The 16334-nt window shown below is 58.0% G+C and carries 12 protein-coding genes; 7 read left to right on the top strand and 5 right to left on the bottom strand.

Annotated features, from left to right (window positions below):
- Positions 1 to 54: 54 nt before the first annotated feature.
- Positions 55 to 2691 carry a DNA topoisomerase (ATP-hydrolyzing) subunit A gene (gene gyrA / locus BFG58_RS20270; RefSeq protein ID WP_048224205.1) on the bottom strand — a complete coding sequence of 879 codons (2637 nt, stop codon included), beginning with the start codon at positions 2689 to 2691 and terminating at the stop codon, positions 55 to 57.
- A 146-nt stretch (positions 2692 to 2837) separates the two neighbouring features.
- Here gyrA and ubiG point away from each other — a divergent pair, with 146 nt between their 5' ends.
- The 4 genes from ubiG to yfaE all read left to right on the top strand — a co-directional run bounded on the left by ubiG (position 2838) and on the right by yfaE (position 7684).
- Positions 2838 to 3566, top strand: coding sequence for a bifunctional 2-polyprenyl-6-hydroxyphenol methylase/3-demethylubiquinol 3-O-methyltransferase UbiG (gene ubiG / locus BFG58_RS20265; RefSeq protein WP_045908709.1), 729 nt, complete (start codon positions 2838 to 2840; stop codon positions 3564 to 3566).
- 347 nt (positions 3567 to 3913) lie between these two features.
- Complete coding sequence (gene nrdA / locus BFG58_RS20260; RefSeq protein ID WP_045908710.1) at positions 3914 to 6199, top strand: class 1a ribonucleoside-diphosphate reductase subunit alpha; 2286 nt, start codon at positions 3914 to 3916, stop codon at positions 6197 to 6199.
- 100 nt (positions 6200 to 6299) lie between these two features.
- A complete protein-coding gene (gene nrdB, locus BFG58_RS20255; RefSeq protein ID WP_045908711.1) occupies positions 6300 to 7430 on the top strand; it encodes a class Ia ribonucleoside-diphosphate reductase subunit beta in 1131 nt (376 codons plus the stop codon).
- Complete coding sequence (yfaE, locus tag BFG58_RS20250) at positions 7430 to 7684, top strand: class I ribonucleotide reductase maintenance protein YfaE (protein WP_025757202.1); 255 nt, start codon at positions 7430 to 7432, stop codon at positions 7682 to 7684. Before nrdB ends, yfaE begins: the two co-directional genes overlap by 1 nt.
- 89 nt (positions 7685 to 7773) lie before the next feature.
- Here yfaE and glpQ read toward each other — a convergent pair whose 3' ends face one another.
- Both glpQ and glpT read right to left on the bottom strand, forming a co-directional pair.
- The gene (gene glpQ, locus BFG58_RS20245) at positions 7774 to 8829 is read right to left on the bottom strand and encodes a glycerophosphodiester phosphodiesterase (RefSeq protein ID WP_048029690.1); all 1056 of its coding nucleotides are present in this window, start codon (positions 8827 to 8829) and stop codon (positions 7774 to 7776) included.
- A gap of 11 nt (positions 8830 to 8840) precedes the next feature.
- Positions 8841 to 10193 (bottom strand): glycerol-3-phosphate transporter, encoded by a 1353-nt coding sequence (gene glpT, locus BFG58_RS20240; protein WP_045354273.1) that lies wholly within the window; start codon positions 10191 to 10193, stop codon positions 8841 to 8843.
- Positions 10194 to 10444: 251 nt separating this feature from the next.
- Here glpT and glpA point away from each other — a divergent pair, with 251 nt between their 5' ends.
- From glpA to glpC, 3 genes are read left to right on the top strand one after another with little or no spacing between them, the layout of a single operon-like run.
- Positions 10445 to 12073, top strand: coding sequence for an anaerobic glycerol-3-phosphate dehydrogenase subunit A (glpA, locus tag BFG58_RS20235; protein ID WP_069720454.1), 1629 nt, complete (start codon positions 10445 to 10447; stop codon positions 12071 to 12073).
- Entirely contained in the window at positions 12063 to 13280 is a 1218-nt protein-coding gene (gene glpB, locus BFG58_RS20230) for a glycerol-3-phosphate dehydrogenase subunit GlpB (RefSeq protein ID WP_069720453.1), read from the top strand. The genes glpA and glpB overlap by 11 nt, the downstream gene beginning before the upstream one ends.
- Positions 13277 to 14467, top strand: coding sequence for an anaerobic glycerol-3-phosphate dehydrogenase subunit GlpC (gene glpC, locus BFG58_RS20225; RefSeq protein ID WP_069720452.1), 1191 nt, complete (start codon positions 13277 to 13279; stop codon positions 14465 to 14467). Before glpB ends, glpC begins: the two co-directional genes overlap by 4 nt.
- A gap of 33 nt (positions 14468 to 14500) precedes the next feature.
- Here the strand turns inward: glpC and BFG58_RS20220 are convergent, their stop codons facing one another.
- Positions 14501 to 15700, bottom strand: a complete 1200-nt coding sequence (locus BFG58_RS20220; protein WP_069720451.1) for a nicotinamide mononucleotide deamidase-related protein YfaY — start codon at positions 15698 to 15700, stop codon at positions 14501 to 14503.
- A 93-nt stretch (positions 15701 to 15793) separates the two neighbouring features.
- Complete coding sequence (locus tag BFG58_RS20215; protein WP_023616384.1) at positions 15794 to 16333, bottom strand: YfaZ family outer membrane protein; 540 nt, start codon at positions 16331 to 16333, stop codon at positions 15794 to 15796.
- Position 16334 lies beyond the last annotated feature (1 nt).

Genomic DNA, 16334 nt, shown 5'->3' with positions numbered 1-16334 from the left:
TGCTTGTGCAAAAGAAAAGGGCCGGAATCCGGCCCTTTTTTGCATCAGGAGACATTACTCGTCAGCGTCATCCGCTACGTCATCGTCGGTGTCGGCTTCCGGCGCGATATCCTCATCGCCTTCCGCGACGCTACCGTCGATGGAGTCGAGCTCTTCGTCATCCACCGGCTCAGCAACGCGCTGCAGACCCACCACGTTTTCATCTTCCGCTGTACGGATGAGGATCACGCCCTGGGTGTTACGACCCACCACGCTGATCTCAGACACGCGGGTACGCACCAGCGTACCGGCATCGGTGATCATCATGATCTGGTCCGCATCATCCACCTGCACCGCGCCGACAACGGAACCGTTGCGCTCGGTCACCTTGATGGAGATTACGCCCTGCGTGCCGCGAGACTTGGTTGGGTATTCCCCTTCCGCCGTACGTTTACCGTAACCATTCTGCGTCACGGTCAGGATAGCCCCTTCACCGCGCGGAATAATCAGAGAAACAACGCTGTCTTCGCCAGCCAGCTTGATACCACGCACGCCCGTCGCGGTACGACCCATCGCACGAACGGCGTCTTCTTTGAAGCGCACCACTTTACCGGCAGCAGAGAACAGCATCACTTCATCGGAACCGGAGGTCAGATCCACGCCAATCAGCTCGTCGCCTTCGTTCAGGTTCACGGCGATAATACCGGCAGAACGCGGACGGCTGAATTCGGTCAGCGCGGTCTTCTTCACGGTACCGCTGGCGGTCGCCATAAAGACGTTCACGCCCTCTTCGTACTCGCGTACCGGCAGGATAGCGGTGATACGTTCGTTCGCTTCCAGCGGCAGCAGGTTAACGATTGGACGACCACGCGCGCCACGGCTTGCTTCCGGCAGCTGATAGACTTTCATCCAGTACAGACGACCGCGGCTGGAGAAGCAGAGGATCGTGTCATGGGTGTTCGCCACCAGCAGGCGGTCAATGAAGTCTTCTTCTTTAATACGTGCTGCAGACTTGCCTTTACCGCCACGACGCTGTGCTTCGTAGTCGGTTAACGGCTGATACTTCACGTAGCCCTGGTGAGACAGGGTCACAACAACGTCTTCCTGGTTGATCAGGTCTTCGATGTTGATGTCCGCGCTGTTGGCGGTGATTTCGGTGCGGCGCTCGTCGCCGAACTGATCGCGGACCAGCTCCAGCTCTTCGCGGATCACTTCCATCAGGCGCTCTGCGCTGCCCAGAATATGAAGCAGCTCAGCAATCTGTTCCAGCAGCTCTTTGTATTCGTCGAGCAGTTTTTCATGCTCAAGGCCGGTCAGTTTCTGCAGACGCAGATCCAGAATCGCCTGGGCCTGCTGTTCAGTCAGGTAGTACTGACCGTCACGCACGCCGAATTCAGGTTCCAGCCACTCAGGACGCGCCGCGTCATCGCCCGCACGTTCCAGCATCGCGGCGACGTTGCCCAGATCCCACGGACGGGAAATCAGCGCAGTTTTCGCTTCCGCCGGGGTTGGTGCACGACGGATCAGTTCGATGATCGGGTCGATGTTGGCCAGCGCAACCGCCAGCGCTTCAAGGATGTGCGCACGGTCGCGCGCTTTGCGCAGTTCGAAGATAGTACGACGGGTCACCACTTCACGGCGGTGACGGACGAACGCGCTCAGGATCTCTTTCAGGTTCATGATCTTCGGCTGACCATGGTGCAGTGCAACCATGTTGATACCGAAGGAGACCTGAAGCTGCGTCTGGGAGTACAGGTTGTTCAGGACAACCTCACCCACCGCGTCGCGTTTGATCTCAATCACGATGCGCATACCGTCTTTGTCAGACTCGTCACGCAGCGCGCTGATGCCTTCAACACGTTTTTCTTTTACCAGCTCGGCGATTTTTTCAATCAGACGCGCTTTGTTCACCTGATACGGGATCTCGTGAACAATGATGGTTTCACGGCCGGTTTTGGCGTCCGCTTCCACTTCGGCGCGGGCACGGATGTAAATCTTGCCGCGGCCGGTACGGTACGCTTCTTCAATACCGCGACGACCGTTGATGATCGCCGCCGTCGGGAAGTCCGGGCCCGGGATGTGTGTCATCAGCCCTTCAATGCTGATGTCTTCATCATCGATATAGGCCAGACAGCCGTTGATCACCTCGGTGATATTGTGCGGCGGAATGTTAGTTGCCATACCGACCGCGATGCCGGACGAACCGTTCACTAACAGGTTCGGGATCTTGGTGGGCATCACATCTGGGATGCGCTCGGTGCCGTCGTAGTTATCGACGAAATCAACGGTCTCTTTTTCCAGGTCGGCCATCAGCTCATGAGCGATTTTCGACATACGGATTTCCGTATAACGCATCGCTGCAGCGGAGTCGCCGTCGACTGAACCAAAGTTACCCTGGCCATCTACCAGCATGTAGCGCAAGGAGAATGGCTGCGCCATACGAACGATGGTGTCATAAACGGCGGTATCACCATGCGGGTGATATTTACCGATGACGTCACCGACGACGCGGGCAGATTTTTTATAGGCTTTATTCCAGTCATTGCCCAATACGTTCATGGCGTATAGTACGCGACGGTGTACCGGCTTCAGGCCATCGCGGACGTCCGGCAGCGCACGGCCAACAATGACCGACATCGCATAGTCCAGATAGGAGCTCTTCAGCTCTTCCTCGATGTTAACCGGTGTAATTTCTCTCGCAAGGTCGCTCATCTAACCGCTATCCCTCTACTGTATCCCGGATTCAAAGGTCGCAAATTATAACACAGCCGAGGTGATTGAGGTAAACCTATACGCTTTATTCACAGGGATTGCCTGATATACTCATTCGTCTTGCTAAATAAGGAGTAAAAGCGCCCATGAATGCCGAAAAATCCCCGGTGGCTCACAACGTTGACCACGAAGAGATTGCCAAATTTGAAGCGGTGGCGTCCCGCTGGTGGGATCTCGAAGGTGAGTTCAAACCGCTGCACCGTATTAACCCGCTGCGTCTGGGCTATATCGCGGAGCGTTCTGGCGGTCTGTTCGGTAAAAAAGTGCTCGATGTCGGCTGCGGCGGCGGTATCCTGGCGGAAAGCATGGCGCGCGAAGGGGCGAACGTCACGGGCCTGGATATGGGTTTTGAACCGCTGCAGGTTGCCCGTCTTCACGCGCTGGAGTCTGGCATACAGGTAGACTACGTGCAGGAAACCGTGGAAGAACACGCGGCAAAACATGCCCATCAGTACGATGTGGTGACCTGCATGGAGATGCTGGAGCACGTTCCCGATCCACAGTCCGTAGTGCACGCCTGTGCAAAACTGGTGAAACCGGGCGGCCAGGTCTTCTTCTCAACCCTCAACCGCAACGCTAAAGCCTGGTTGATGGCCGTCGTCGGCGCGGAGTATGTGCTGCGCATGGTGCCGAAAGGCACGCACGACGTGAAGAAATTCATCAAGCCGGCGGAGCTGTTAAGCTGGGTTGACCAGACGTGGCTCAAAGAGCAGCACATCACCGGCCTGCACTACAATCCGCTGACCAATAAATTCAAACTCGCACCGGGCGTTGATGTTAACTATATGTTGCACACAACCGCCAAAAACGACTAACGTCATTCGTTATTCTTATAAAGATTGCGCGACATCATGTTGCGCAATTCTGACCTCCCGTTGAAGAAATCAGCACTCGATCAAATTTTGAATTTTTTTTCTTAATTATTGACATGTCTTCCAGGCCTTACGGTACGAGGACTTAGCCTTTTTTACCCTTTCACAACCTCAATTTAACGTCAAAATCAACCCTTGTGCTGAAAAGATTCGATACTAGAATACTCACCATATAGCGTTTTTCTTATCGCAAACCCCCTATATGTAGTATTTATCCACAGAGTTAGTCACAAGACGGTTCTGTGGATAAGCGGGGGATATTTTTTATTTCACGGACAGGTAAAACCCACATGAATCAGAGTCTGCTGGTGACAAAGCGCGACGGTACTACCGAGCGTATCAATCTGGACAAAATCCATCGAGTTCTCGACTGGGCAGCAGAAGGACTGAACAACGTATCTATTTCCCAGGTTGAACTGCGTTCTCATATTCAGTTCTACGACGGCATCAAAACGTCTGATATCCACGAAACCATCATCAAAGCGGCGGCGGACCTGATCTCCCGCGAAGCACCGGATTATCAGTACCTGGCTGCACGTCTGGCGATTTTCCACCTGCGTAAAAAAGCCTACGGCCAGTTTGAGCCGCCGAAGCTTTACGATCACGTGGTGAAAATGGTTGAGCTGGGCAAATACGACACGCATCTGCTGGAAGACTATACGGAAGAAGAGTTCGAGCAGATGAACGGGTTTATCGATCACTGGCGCGACATGAACTTCTCCTACGCGGCGGTGAAGCAGCTCGAAGGCAAATACCTGGTTCAGAACCGTGTAACCGGTGAGATCTACGAAAGCGCCCAGTTCCTCTACATTCTGGTGGCCGCCTGCCTGTTCTCAAACTACCCACGTGATACCCGTCTGGATTACGTGAAGCGTTTCTACGATGCGGTATCGACGTTCAAGATTTCTCTGCCGACGCCAATCATGTCTGGCGTGCGCACCCCTACCCGTCAGTTCAGCTCCTGCGTGCTGATCGAGTGTGGTGACAGCCTGGATTCCATCAACGCCACCTCCAGCGCCATTGTGAAATACGTTTCCCAGCGCGCCGGTATCGGCATCAACGCCGGCCGCATTCGTGCGCTGGGCAGCCCGATTCGCGGCGGTGAAGCGTTCCACACCGGCTGTATCCCGTTCTATAAGCACTTCCAGACGGCAGTAAAATCCTGCTCTCAGGGCGGCGTACGCGGCGGTGCTGCGACCCTGTTCTACCCAATGTGGCACCTGGAAGTGGAAAGCCTGCTGGTTCTGAAAAACAACCGTGGTGTCGAAGGCAACCGCGTGCGTCACATGGACTACGGCGTGCAGATCAACAAGCTGATGTACACCCGTCTGCTGAAGGGCGAAGACATTACCCTGTTCAGCCCGTCCGACGTCCCGGGCCTGTACGACGCGTTCTTCGCCGATCAGGACGAGTTCGAGCGTCTGTACACCAAATACGAAAAAGACGACAGCATCCGCAAGCAGCGCGTGAAGGCGGTCGATCTGTTCTCCCTGATGATGCAGGAACGTGCCTCTACCGGCCGTATCTACATCCAGAACGTTGACCACTGCAACACCCACAGCCCGTTTGATCCGGTCGTTGCGCCGGTGCGCCAGTCTAACCTGTGCCTGGAGATCGCCCTGCCGACCAAACCGCTGGAAGATGTGAACGACGAAAACGGTGAAATTGCGCTGTGTACGCTGTCCGCATTCAACCTGGGCGCAATTAAGAGCCTGGACGAGCTGGAAGAGCTGGCCGTGCTGGCAGTTCGTGCCCTCGACGCTCTGCTGGACTACCAGGATTACCCAATCCCGGCAGCGAAACGCGGTGCGATGGGCCGCCGTACCCTGGGTATCGGTGTGATCAACTTCGCCTACTGGCTGGCGAAAAACGGCAAGCGTTACTCCGACGGCAGCGCTAACAACCTGACGCACCAGACGTTCGAAGCCATTCAGTACTACCTGATGAAAGCGTCCAACGAGCTGGCGAAAGAGCAAGGCGCGTGCCCGTGGTTCAACGAAACCACCTACGCGAAAGGCATTCTGCCAATCGACACCTACAAGAAAGACCTGGATGCGATCGTCAGCGAGCCGCTGCATCTCGACTGGGAAGGCCTGCGCGAGTCCATTAAAACGCACGGCCTGCGTAACTCCACGCTCTCTGCCCTGATGCCGTCTGAGACCTCTTCGCAGATCTCTAACGCCACCAACGGCATTGAGCCACCGCGCGGCCACGTCAGCATCAAAGCCTCGAAAGACGGCGTGCTGCGTCAGGTGGTGCCGGATTACGAGACGCTGGGTGACAACTACGAGCTGCTGTGGGAAATGCCAAACAACGACGGTTACCTGCAGCTGGTGGGTATCATGCAGAAGTTTATCGACCAGTCGATCTCTGCCAATACCAACTATGACCCGACGCGCTTCCCGTCCGGCAAAGTTCCGATGCAGCAACTGCTGAAAGATCTGCTCACCGCCTACAAATTTGGCGTGAAAACGCTGTACTATCACAACACCCGTGATGGTGCGGAAGACGCGCAGGACGACCTGGTTCCGTCAATTCAGGACGATGGCTGCGAAAGCGGCGCATGTAAGATCTAAGCACTTCGCCGGGTGGCGCTACGCTTACCCGGCCTACGGTTTTGTAGGCCCGGCAAACGCAGTGCCGCCGGGCAATAAAATCTCAACAGGACTCACCGCAATGGCATATACCACCTTTTCACAGACGAAAAACGACCAGCTCAAAGAGCCGATGTTCTTCGGCCAGCCGGTCAACGTGGCACGCTACGATCAGCAAAAATATGACATCTTCGAAAAGCTGATTGAAAAGCAACTCTCCTTCTTCTGGCGTCCGGAAGAAGTGGACGTCTCCCGCGACCGTATTGACTACCAGTCTCTGCCGGATCACGAAAAACATATCTTCATCAGCAACCTGAAGTACCAGACGCTGCTGGACTCCATTCAGGGCCGTAGCCCGAACGTGGCGCTGCTGCCGCTGATCTCGATTCCAGAGCTGGAAACCTGGGTGGAAACCTGGGCGTTCTCCGAGACGATCCACTCCCGCTCTTATACCCACATTATCCGCAACATCGTGAACGATCCGGCGGTGGTGTTTGACGATATCGTCACCAACGAGCAGATCCAGAAGCGCGCGGAAGGCATTGCTCATTACTACGACGAGCTGATCGAGATGACCAGCTACTGGCATCTGCTGGGTGAAGGCACCCACCACGTGGATGGCAAAACCATCACCGTAAACCTGCGTGCGCTGAAAAAGCAGCTGTACCTGTGCCTGATGAGCGTCAACGCGCTGGAAGCGATCCGCTTCTACGTGAGCTTCGCCTGCTCCTTCGCCTTTGCCGAGCGCAAGCTGATGGAAGGCAACGCCAAGATCATCCGTCTGATTGCCCGTGATGAAGCCCTGCACCTGACCGGTACCCAGCACATGCTGAACCTGCTGCGCAGCGGCACGGACGATCCTGAGATGGCGGCCATCGCCGAAGAGTGCAAGCAGGAGTGCTACGACCTGTTCGTGCTGGCGGCCCAGCAGGAGAAAGAGTGGGCAGACTACCTGTTCCGTGACGGCTCCATGATTGGCCTGAACAAAGACATCCTGTGCCAGTACGTGGAGTACATCACCAACATCCGCATGCAGGCTGTCGGTCTCGACCTGCCGTTCCAGACGCGCTCTAACCCTATCCCGTGGATCAACACCTGGCTGGTGTCCGATAACGTGCAGGTCGCGCCGCAGGAAGTGGAAGTGAGTTCTTATCTGGTCGGTCAGATTGATTCTGAAGTCAACACCGACGACCTGAGCGATTTCCAGCTCTGATGACGCGCGTCACGCTGAGCCTTTCGGGTACAGAAGTGCTGTGCCAGGAAGAGCACCCTTCCCTGCTGGTGGCGCTTGAAGCGCATCAGGTGGAGGTCGAGTACCAGTGTCGTGAAGGCTATTGCGGCTCGTGCCGCTGCCGTCTGGTCGCCGGCCAGGTGGACTGGCTGACCGAACCGCTGGCCTTTATCAACGAAGGGGAAATTTTGCCCTGCTGCTGCCGGGCAAAAGGCGATATCGAGATCGAGATGTGAATGTGTCGGGTGGCGCTTTGCTTACCCGACCTACAAAACCGCAGTTCGTAGGCCGGGTAAGGCGCAGCCGCCACCCGGCAATTTCAGCGTTAATCCTTCAAAAAGCTCACCGCTTTATCCGGGAAATCCGTAAACAGTCCGTCCACGCCCGCCTGCTTATACAACACCTCATAAAGCTGATTCACATCCGTGGCATACGGCGGCAGCTGGTCTGCACGCACGGTGTACGGATGCACTTGCATCTTGCTGGCATGCGCCTCTTTCACCATCGCCGTCAGCTTCACGTGGCCCGGCGTTGAGCCTTCCGCCACGAGCATATGGTAATCAGGCCCAATGCCGTCGGCGTACTGCGCAATCTGCTTCATCGCGCCCGGCTTAAACATCCAGTCGTAGTTGTAGTTCACCCACGTCCCGTCCGGCTGCTTCTCCTGGGTTTCATTCCAGTCAGTGTAGGCAATCAGCTGCACCAGGTTGAGGTTCATGCCCATCTTCGGCTCCAGCTCGGTTTTGATGCGCTTCAGCTCTGCGGCATCAAAACACTGCAGGTAGACCTTGTCCTTCTTGCTGGTGTAGCCGTACTGTTTCAGCACCTCCAGCGTCTTCGCGGCAATGTCCTTCCCTTCCTGATGGTGGAACCACGGCGCTTTGATTTCCGGATAGATGCCGATGTTTTTACCGGTTGAGTGGTTCAGCCCCTGAACAAACTCAATCTCTTCCTGGAAGGTATGGATCCGGAAGTCAGATTTGCCCATCGGGAAACGTCCCGGATAGACCTGCACCTTCTTGCCGTTTTCAATCTCGAAGCCTTCGGTAAACTTCAGAGAGCGGATCTCCGCCAGCGTGAAGTCAATGGCGTAGAAGCGGCCATCTTTGCGGGCGCGGTCCGGGAAGCGCTCCGCCACGTCCGTCACGCGGTCAAGATAGTGATCGTGCAGGACGACCAGCTGGTCGTCCTTCGTCATCACCAGATCCTGCTCCAGATAATCCGCGCCCTGCGCATAGGCCATCGCTTTCGCCGGCAGCGTATGCTCCGGCAGATAGCCGCTCGCGCCGCGGTGGGCAATAACGATTTTATCCGCCGCCAGCGCGGAGCCGGTCATCAGGCCCGCCAGCAGCAGGCCTGTCGCTAACTGAGTTAATTTCATCGCAAAGCTCCTTATTGACGACGTGCCAGCACTTCAGCGTGGTGACGTTTTTCCCCGATCATCACAACAATCAGCAGGAGTACCGCCAGCACGCTACCGCCGATCATCACCATAAAGCCGCCGTCCCAGCCGAAGAAGTCAACGGTGTAGCCCACAATGGCGCTCGCCGCGACCGAACCGCCGAGGTAGCCGAACAGGCCGGTAAAGCCCGCCGCCGTGCCCGCCGCTTTTTTCGGCGCCAGCTCCAGGGCATGCAGACCGATCAGCATCACCGGGCCGTAAATCAGGAAGCCGATGACGATCATGCAGGCCATATCTACTGATGGGTTGCCCGGCGGGTTGAGCCAGTAAACGACCGTCGCGATGGTCACCAGCGTCATAAAGAACACGCCCGTCGCACCGCGGTTACCTTTAAACACTTTGTCCGACATCCAGCCGCAAAGCAGCGTGCCCGGGATCCCGGCGTATTCATACAGGAAGTACGCCCAGGAGGATTTATCCAGCGCGAAGTGCTTCACCTCTTTCAGGTAGGTTGGCGACCAGTCGAGGATGCCGTAGCGCAGCAGGTAAACGAACACGTTCGCGACCGCGATGTACCACAGCAGCTTGTTCGGCAGCACGTACTTCATGAAGATCTGTTTTGCGGTCAGCTCTTCTTCATGCTCCTTGCTGTAATCATCCGGATAGTCGTTTTTGTACTCTTCAATCGGCGGCAGGCCGCAGGACTGCGGCGTATCGCGCATCAGGGCGAAGGCAATAATCGCCACCAGAATGGCGCCAAAGGCAGGCATGTAGAGCGCCGCGTGCCAGTCGTTGAACCAGGCCATCCCCAGCAGGAACAGCAGAGGCGGAATACCGCCGCCCACGTTATGGGCGCAGTTCCACACCGACACGATGCCGCCGCGCTCTTTCTGCGACCACCAGTGCACCATGGTACGCCCGCACGGTGGCCACCCCATCCCCTGGAACCAGCCGCAGAGGAACAGCAGCACGAACATGATGGCAATGCTGGAGGTTGCCCACGGCACAAAGCCCATGAACAGCATGACCGCGGCCGCCAGGATCAGACCGGCAGGCAGGAACACGCGCGGATTCGAGCGATCCGATACGGAGCCCATGATGAATTTGGAAAAACCGTAGGCGATGGATATCCCCGACAGCGCGAACCCCAGATCGCCGCGGGAAAAGCCCTGCTCCACCAGATACGGCATGGCGAGCGCGAAGTTTTTACGTACAAGGTAGTACGCCGCGTACCCGAAGAAGATCCCCAGGAAGATTTGCCAACGCAGACGGCGATAGAGCGGATCTATTTCTGCCTCTGGCAGACGCGCCCTGTGGGGCGCAGGTTTGAAGATACTGAGCATAACAGCCTCCGTGGCCTTGAAATGAATGAGCAGGCGGCTCGCACCTGAATTCCAGAGGCGGGGATGTTAAGAAATCACGGTGATTGTTACTGTGAATCAACGCACAGATTGTTACAGAAATATGACAGAATGCGCAAAAAAGCGCATGAAATCACGTTTCACTTTCGAATTACGCGCGTTTATGTTCGAAATCAAACAAACCACAAAATTAATATGGCTAAATGATAAAAAACGAACATAGAGGGTAAACAATGACCAGTCACGATCCTCGTTATAGTGATGTGATAATCATTGGTGGTGGCGCAACCGGCGCCGGGATCGCGCGCGATTGCGCCCTTCGCGGCTTAAGCGTCACGCTTCTGGAACGCCATGATATCGCCACGGGAGCAACCGGGCGTAACCACGGCCTGCTGCACAGCGGCGCCCGGTATGCGGTCACCGACGCGGAATCCGCACGCGAATGTATTGCTGAAAACCAGATCCTCAAGCGTATCGCCCGACACTGCATTGAGCCGACCGACGGCCTCTTTATTACCCTTCCCGAAGATGACCTCGCCTTTCAGGACACCTTTATTACCGCCTGCGGCGCCGCGGGCATTCAGGCTGAAGCGATGGATCCGGCGCTGGCGCGGCGGCTGGAACCGTCGGTTAACCCGGCGCTTATCGGCGCGGTGAAAGTCCCTGACGGCACCGTCGATCCGTTCCGCCTGACCGCCGCCAACATGCTGGACGCCCGGGAGCATGGCGCACATATCCTCACCGGGCACGAAGTGACCGGCCTTATCCGCGAAGGCCATCGCATCTGCGGCGTGCGGCTTTTTAATACGCAATACAATGAGCACAGCGAGCTGTATGCCACCGTGGTGGTCAACGCGGCGGGGATCTGGGGGCAGCGGATTGCGGAATACGCTGACCTGTCGGTGCGCATGTTCCCGGCGAAAGGCTCGCTGCTGATCCTCGACCACCGCATTAATAACCATGTGATCAACCGCTGCCGCAAACCGTCTGACGCCGATATCCTCGTGCCGGGAGATACCATTTCGTTAATCGGGACGACCTCAACCCACGTGGACTACAGCGAAATTGACTACAACCGCGTCACCGCTGAAGAGGTGGATATCCTGCTGCGCGAAGGGGAAAAACTGGCGCCGGTGATGGCGCAGACGCGCATTCTGCGCGCCTACGCGGGCGTGCGTCCGCTGGTCGCCAGCGACAACGATCCGAGCGGACGTAACGTCAGCCGGGGCATCGTGCTGCTCGATCACGCCGCGCGCGACGGCATGGACGGGTTTATCACCATCACCGGCGGCAAGCTGATGACCTATCGCCTGATGGCCGAGTGGGCAACCGATGCCGTCTGCCGCAAGCTGGGGAATACCAGGCCGTGCGTGACGGCAGAGCAGCCGCTGCCGGGATCGCGCCAGTCCACCGAAAAAACGCTGCAAAAAATCATCTCTCTGCCCGCGCCGCTGCGCGGGTCCGCGGTATACCGCCACGGCGACAGAACGCCACCGTGGCTCGGTGAAGGACGAGTAAGCCGCAGTCTCGTGTGCGAGTGCGAAGCCGTCACCGCCGGTGAGGTGCAGTACGCGGTGGAGAACCTGACGGTCACCAGCCTGCTCGATCTTCGCCGCCGCACCCGCGTCGGAATGGGCACCTGCCAGGGCGAACTGTGCGCCTGTCGCGCCGCCGGGCTGTTGCAGCGTTTTCACACCACCACCGCTACCCAGTCGCTCGATCAGCTCAGCGCGTTTTTAAACGAGCGCTGGAAAGGTATTCAGCCTGTCGCCTGGGGCGATGCCCTGCGTGAAAGTGAATTTACCCGCTGGGTCTACCAGGGGCTTTGCGGTCTTGAGAAGGAGCAACGCGATGAAATTTGATACCGTGATTGTCGGCGGCGGGCTGGCGGGCCTGCTCTGCGGCATTAAGCTCACGAAGCAGGGGCTGCGCTGCGCGATTATCACCCGGGGGCAGAGCGCCCTGCACTTCTCGTCGGGCTCGCTGGATCTGGTGGACGAAGCGTACCGCGATAAGCTGCCACCCGAGCATCCGTATCACCTGATTGGCGCGCAGCATATTGACCGCTTTGCGCTGGAGACCGAAGCGCTGCTGGCAGACTGCGGCGCACGTCTGCAGGGCAGCGCCCGGCTCAATCACCAGCGCGTCACGCCGCTCGGCACCCTGCGTTCCGCGTGGCTCAGCCCGGAGGAGGTGCCCGTTGCCCCCATTCGCGCGGAACGCGTGCGGGTGGTAGGGATTAGCGGCTTTCTGGATTTCCAGCCCCATCTCGCGGCGGCGTCGCTCTGTCGCCAGGGCGTTAACGCCGAAACGGCAGAGATAGAGCTGCCTGAGCTTGATGTCCTGCGCGATAACCCGAGCGAGTTTCGCGCGGTGAATATCGCCCGTTTTCTGGATAACGAAGAGAAATGGCCGTTGCTGTATGACGCCCTCAGGCCGCTTAGCAACAACTGTGACGCCCTGCTGATGCCCGCCTGCTTCGGTTTACGCGACAACCGGCTCTGGCGCTGGCTCTCGGATCGTCTGCCCTGCTCGCTCGGCCTGCTGCCCACGCTGCCCCCGTCCGTGCCCGGTATCCGCCTGCACACCCAGCTCCAGCGCCAGTTTGTTGCCCAGGGCGGCGTGTGGATGGCGGGGGATGAGGTGAAGAAAATTACCCTGGTGGACGGCGCGGTAAGCGAAATCTGGACGCGAAACCACGAGGATATTCCGCTTCGCGCCCGCTATACGGTGCTGGCAAGCGGCAGTTTCTTCAGCAACGGGCTGCTGAGCAGCCGGGAAGGCATTCGGGAAGCCATTATGGGGCTGGATGTTCGCCAGCGAGCCTCCCGCGCGGACTGGTATCAGAGTGATTTCTTCTCGCCGCAGCCCTGGCAGCAGTTCGGCGTGATTGTCGATAACCACCTGCATCCGCAGCTTTCCGGTAAGCCCGTCAGAACTCTTTTTGCTATCGGTTCGCTGCTGGGCGGATACGATCCCATCGCCCAGGGATGCGGTGGCGGCGTCTGCGCCGTCACGGCGCTGTATGTGGCAGAGCAGATTAGCCAGCGCACGGAGGCTGAACAATGAACGACACCCGTTTTGAAAGCTGCATCAAATGCACGGTGTGTACCACCGTCTGCCCGGTCAGCGGCGTGAACCCACGCTATCCCGGGCCTAAACAGGCCGGACCGGACGGCGAGCGCCTGCGCCTGAAGGACGGCAAGCTGTACGATGAAGCCCTGAAATACTGCATCAACTGCAAACGCTGCGAAGTCGCCTGCCCGTCGGATGTGAAAATCGGCGATATTATCCAGCGCGCCCGGGCGCGCTACAGTACGCAAAAGCCGTCGCTGCGGGACGCGATTCTGAGCCACACCGATCTGATGGGCAGCGTCTCTACGCCGTTTGCCCCGCTGGTGAATGCCGCGACCGCTCTCAAACCGGTGCGCCAGCTGCTGGATGCCACGCTGAAAATAGACCATCACCGCAGCCTGCCGAAATATTCTCACGGCACCTTCCGCCGCTGGTATAAATCCGTGGCGGCGAAGCAGGCGCAGTACGCCGAGCAGGTGGCCTTTTTCCACGGCTGCTATGTGAATTACAACCATCCGCAGCTGGGTAAAGATCTGCTGAAGGTGCTGAACGCCATGGGAACCGGCGTACAGCTGCTTAGCAAGGAGAAGTGCTGCGGCGTACCGCTGATTGCTAATGGGTTTACCGATAAAGCGCGCAGGCAGGCTCAAAGCAATGTCACCTTCCTGCATGAAGCCATCGTCGACAAAGGCATACCGGTGCTGGCGACCTCGTCCACCTGTACCTTCACCCTGCGCGATGAGTATCCGCATCTGCTGGACGTGGACAACACCGGCCTGCGAGAGCACATCGAGCTGGCAACGCGCTTCCTGTGGCGTAAGCTGGACAGCGGGCAGACGTTGCCGCTGGGGAAATTGCCGCTGAAAGTGGTGTATCACACGCCGTGTCATATGGAGAAGATGGGCTGGTCGCTCTATACGCTGGAGCTGCTGCGGTTAATCCCGGGGCTGGAGCTGACGGTGCTGGACTCGCGCTGCTGCGGGATTGCGGGAACCTACGGCTTTAAGCGTGAAAACTACGAAACGTCGCAGGCGATCGGCGCTCCGCTGTTCCGTCAAATTGAGGAGAGCGGCGCGGATATCGTGGTGACGGACTGCGAAACCTGCAAGTGGCAGATTGAGATGTCCACCAGCAAGCGCTGCGAGCATCCGATTACGCTGCTGGCAAAGGCGCTCGGGTGAACATGGCCGGGGCGAAAGGCCCCGGCACAGGCGTTACTCCACGAACAGCGACTCAACCACGTTAATCCAGCCGTGCTCGCTGGTCACCTCTTTGCCATTCAGCCAGCGGCGCAGCATGTTCAGCGCCATCATGGCGCACACCTCCTGACGCACCGCCAGGCTGTGGCGGGTAATGCTCATTTTTACCCGCAGGGCGTGGGTGCCCTCGGGCGTCGCCAGCGCGAAGTTGAGATGTTCTTCATCCAGCCCGCCGACAAACAGCGCCAGACCGGCAAAATGCTTCACCCTTCTCTCGGACGCCCAGCGGGCGGTCTGCGCCAGGGTCTCCTGCTGGAACGGCACCACTTCGCTCGCCAGCAGCGGCGCGTTGACGCGCGACAGCTGAAGTGCCAGCAGGCCACCGGTGAACTGCTCGCTTAAGGTCACGCTCAGTTGACGCGCCTGCAGCTGCTTCGCAATCTGCGCGGGCAACCCTTCCGTACCTTCAAAGATCAGGCTTTCGCCCGCCACGCGCTGCACCTCGGGCCACAACGCCAGCATCGCCTCTTTCTGTTCGGCCGGGCCTGTCAGCTTAAGTTCAATGATCGGCATGGAGGAGCGATAGCCCATGGACACGCCCGGCGGCAGCGGAAGGTGATCGAGGCTCTGGGCCAGATCGCTTTCCGAGCGACCAAAGGTGGTCAGACGCAGGCACAGCGGCGGTTCCGGCAGGGTAAAACGATCGCGAAGGCGCGGCAGGATCTGCTGCTCGACCATCACTTTAAATTCTGAGGGCACGCCCGGCGTGAAGAACATCAGACAGCGGTTCAGCTGCATGGCAAACCCACACGCGGTACCGACCGGGTTATCGACCAGTTCAGCACTGGCGGGAATTTCAGCCTGTTTGCGGTTGCTGGGGGCCATGACGCGGCCACGTTCGGAGAAAAAACGCTCCATCTGCGAGAGCCACGCCTCATGCAGCACCAGTCCTTCGCCTTTTGCGGTCGCGGCGGCCAGGGCGCTGAGATCGTCACTGGTGGGACCGAGCCCGCCGTTCACAATCAGCACGTCGCACTGTTCACTGCGCTCGCGCAGAACAGCGACCAGTGACTCAAGATTGTCGCCCACCGTATTGCGGCGCGTTAACGGTAATCCTTGCTCAAAGAAAAGATCGGCCAGCCAGGCAGCATTGGTATCAATAATTTGTCCATGCAGCACTTCGTCGCCGGTGGATAACATCTCCACGTTAATCATTGTGTTCTCCCGCTTATTTGGTCAAAACACTATAGCGCAAACGCGGGGTGGAGCAGAGAGAAACTGGCGCGACAGCATGCCGCGCCGGAGAGATTAGAAGCCTGCGCTGACGCCCACGTACGGGCCGTCGGCCAGCGCGTTATCGCGGTTACCGTCTTTGCCGGCCAGGTTCAGATAGCGATAGCCTGCTTCGATGGTGATTGGACGCATGATGGTCCAGCGTGCGCCAGCGTTGGCCTCTTCATAGCTGTCGATACCGCTTGAGAGGGAATCTGGAGAGTAGTAGTACTCACCAAACAGCCCAAAGCTGTCGCCAATTTTCCACTGCAGACCGCCGCCCACTGCCGCCGCATACCCTTCATCACCGTCGTTTGGGTTGGTGTAGATACCTTTACCGCCGACGGTCGCCAGGAACGGGCCAAGAGGAACGTTGAGACCCAGGCCGAGGCTGGCAGCGTCGCCGTCGTCATCGTTATGCGTCCAGCCGCCGGTCATCGCCAGACCGGATGTCTCGGTACCCATGCCAAAGCCCAGGTGGGTATAATCCTGACCCGCCGAGCCGTTAATGCTAATGGCGTTCGCCGCCGCAGATACAACCATCAGGCCGAAGCCCAGTAATGCCACTTTTTTCATT

Origin of the sequence: Enterobacter sp. ku-bf2 (assembly GCF_001742765.1) — a bacterium.
GTDB classification, from domain to species: Bacteria; Pseudomonadota; Gammaproteobacteria; order Enterobacterales; family Enterobacteriaceae; genus Enterobacter; species Enterobacter quasiroggenkampii.
The sequence above is the reverse complement of the archived record's forward strand: the minus strand, read 5'-3'. Positions and strand labels throughout refer to the sequence as shown.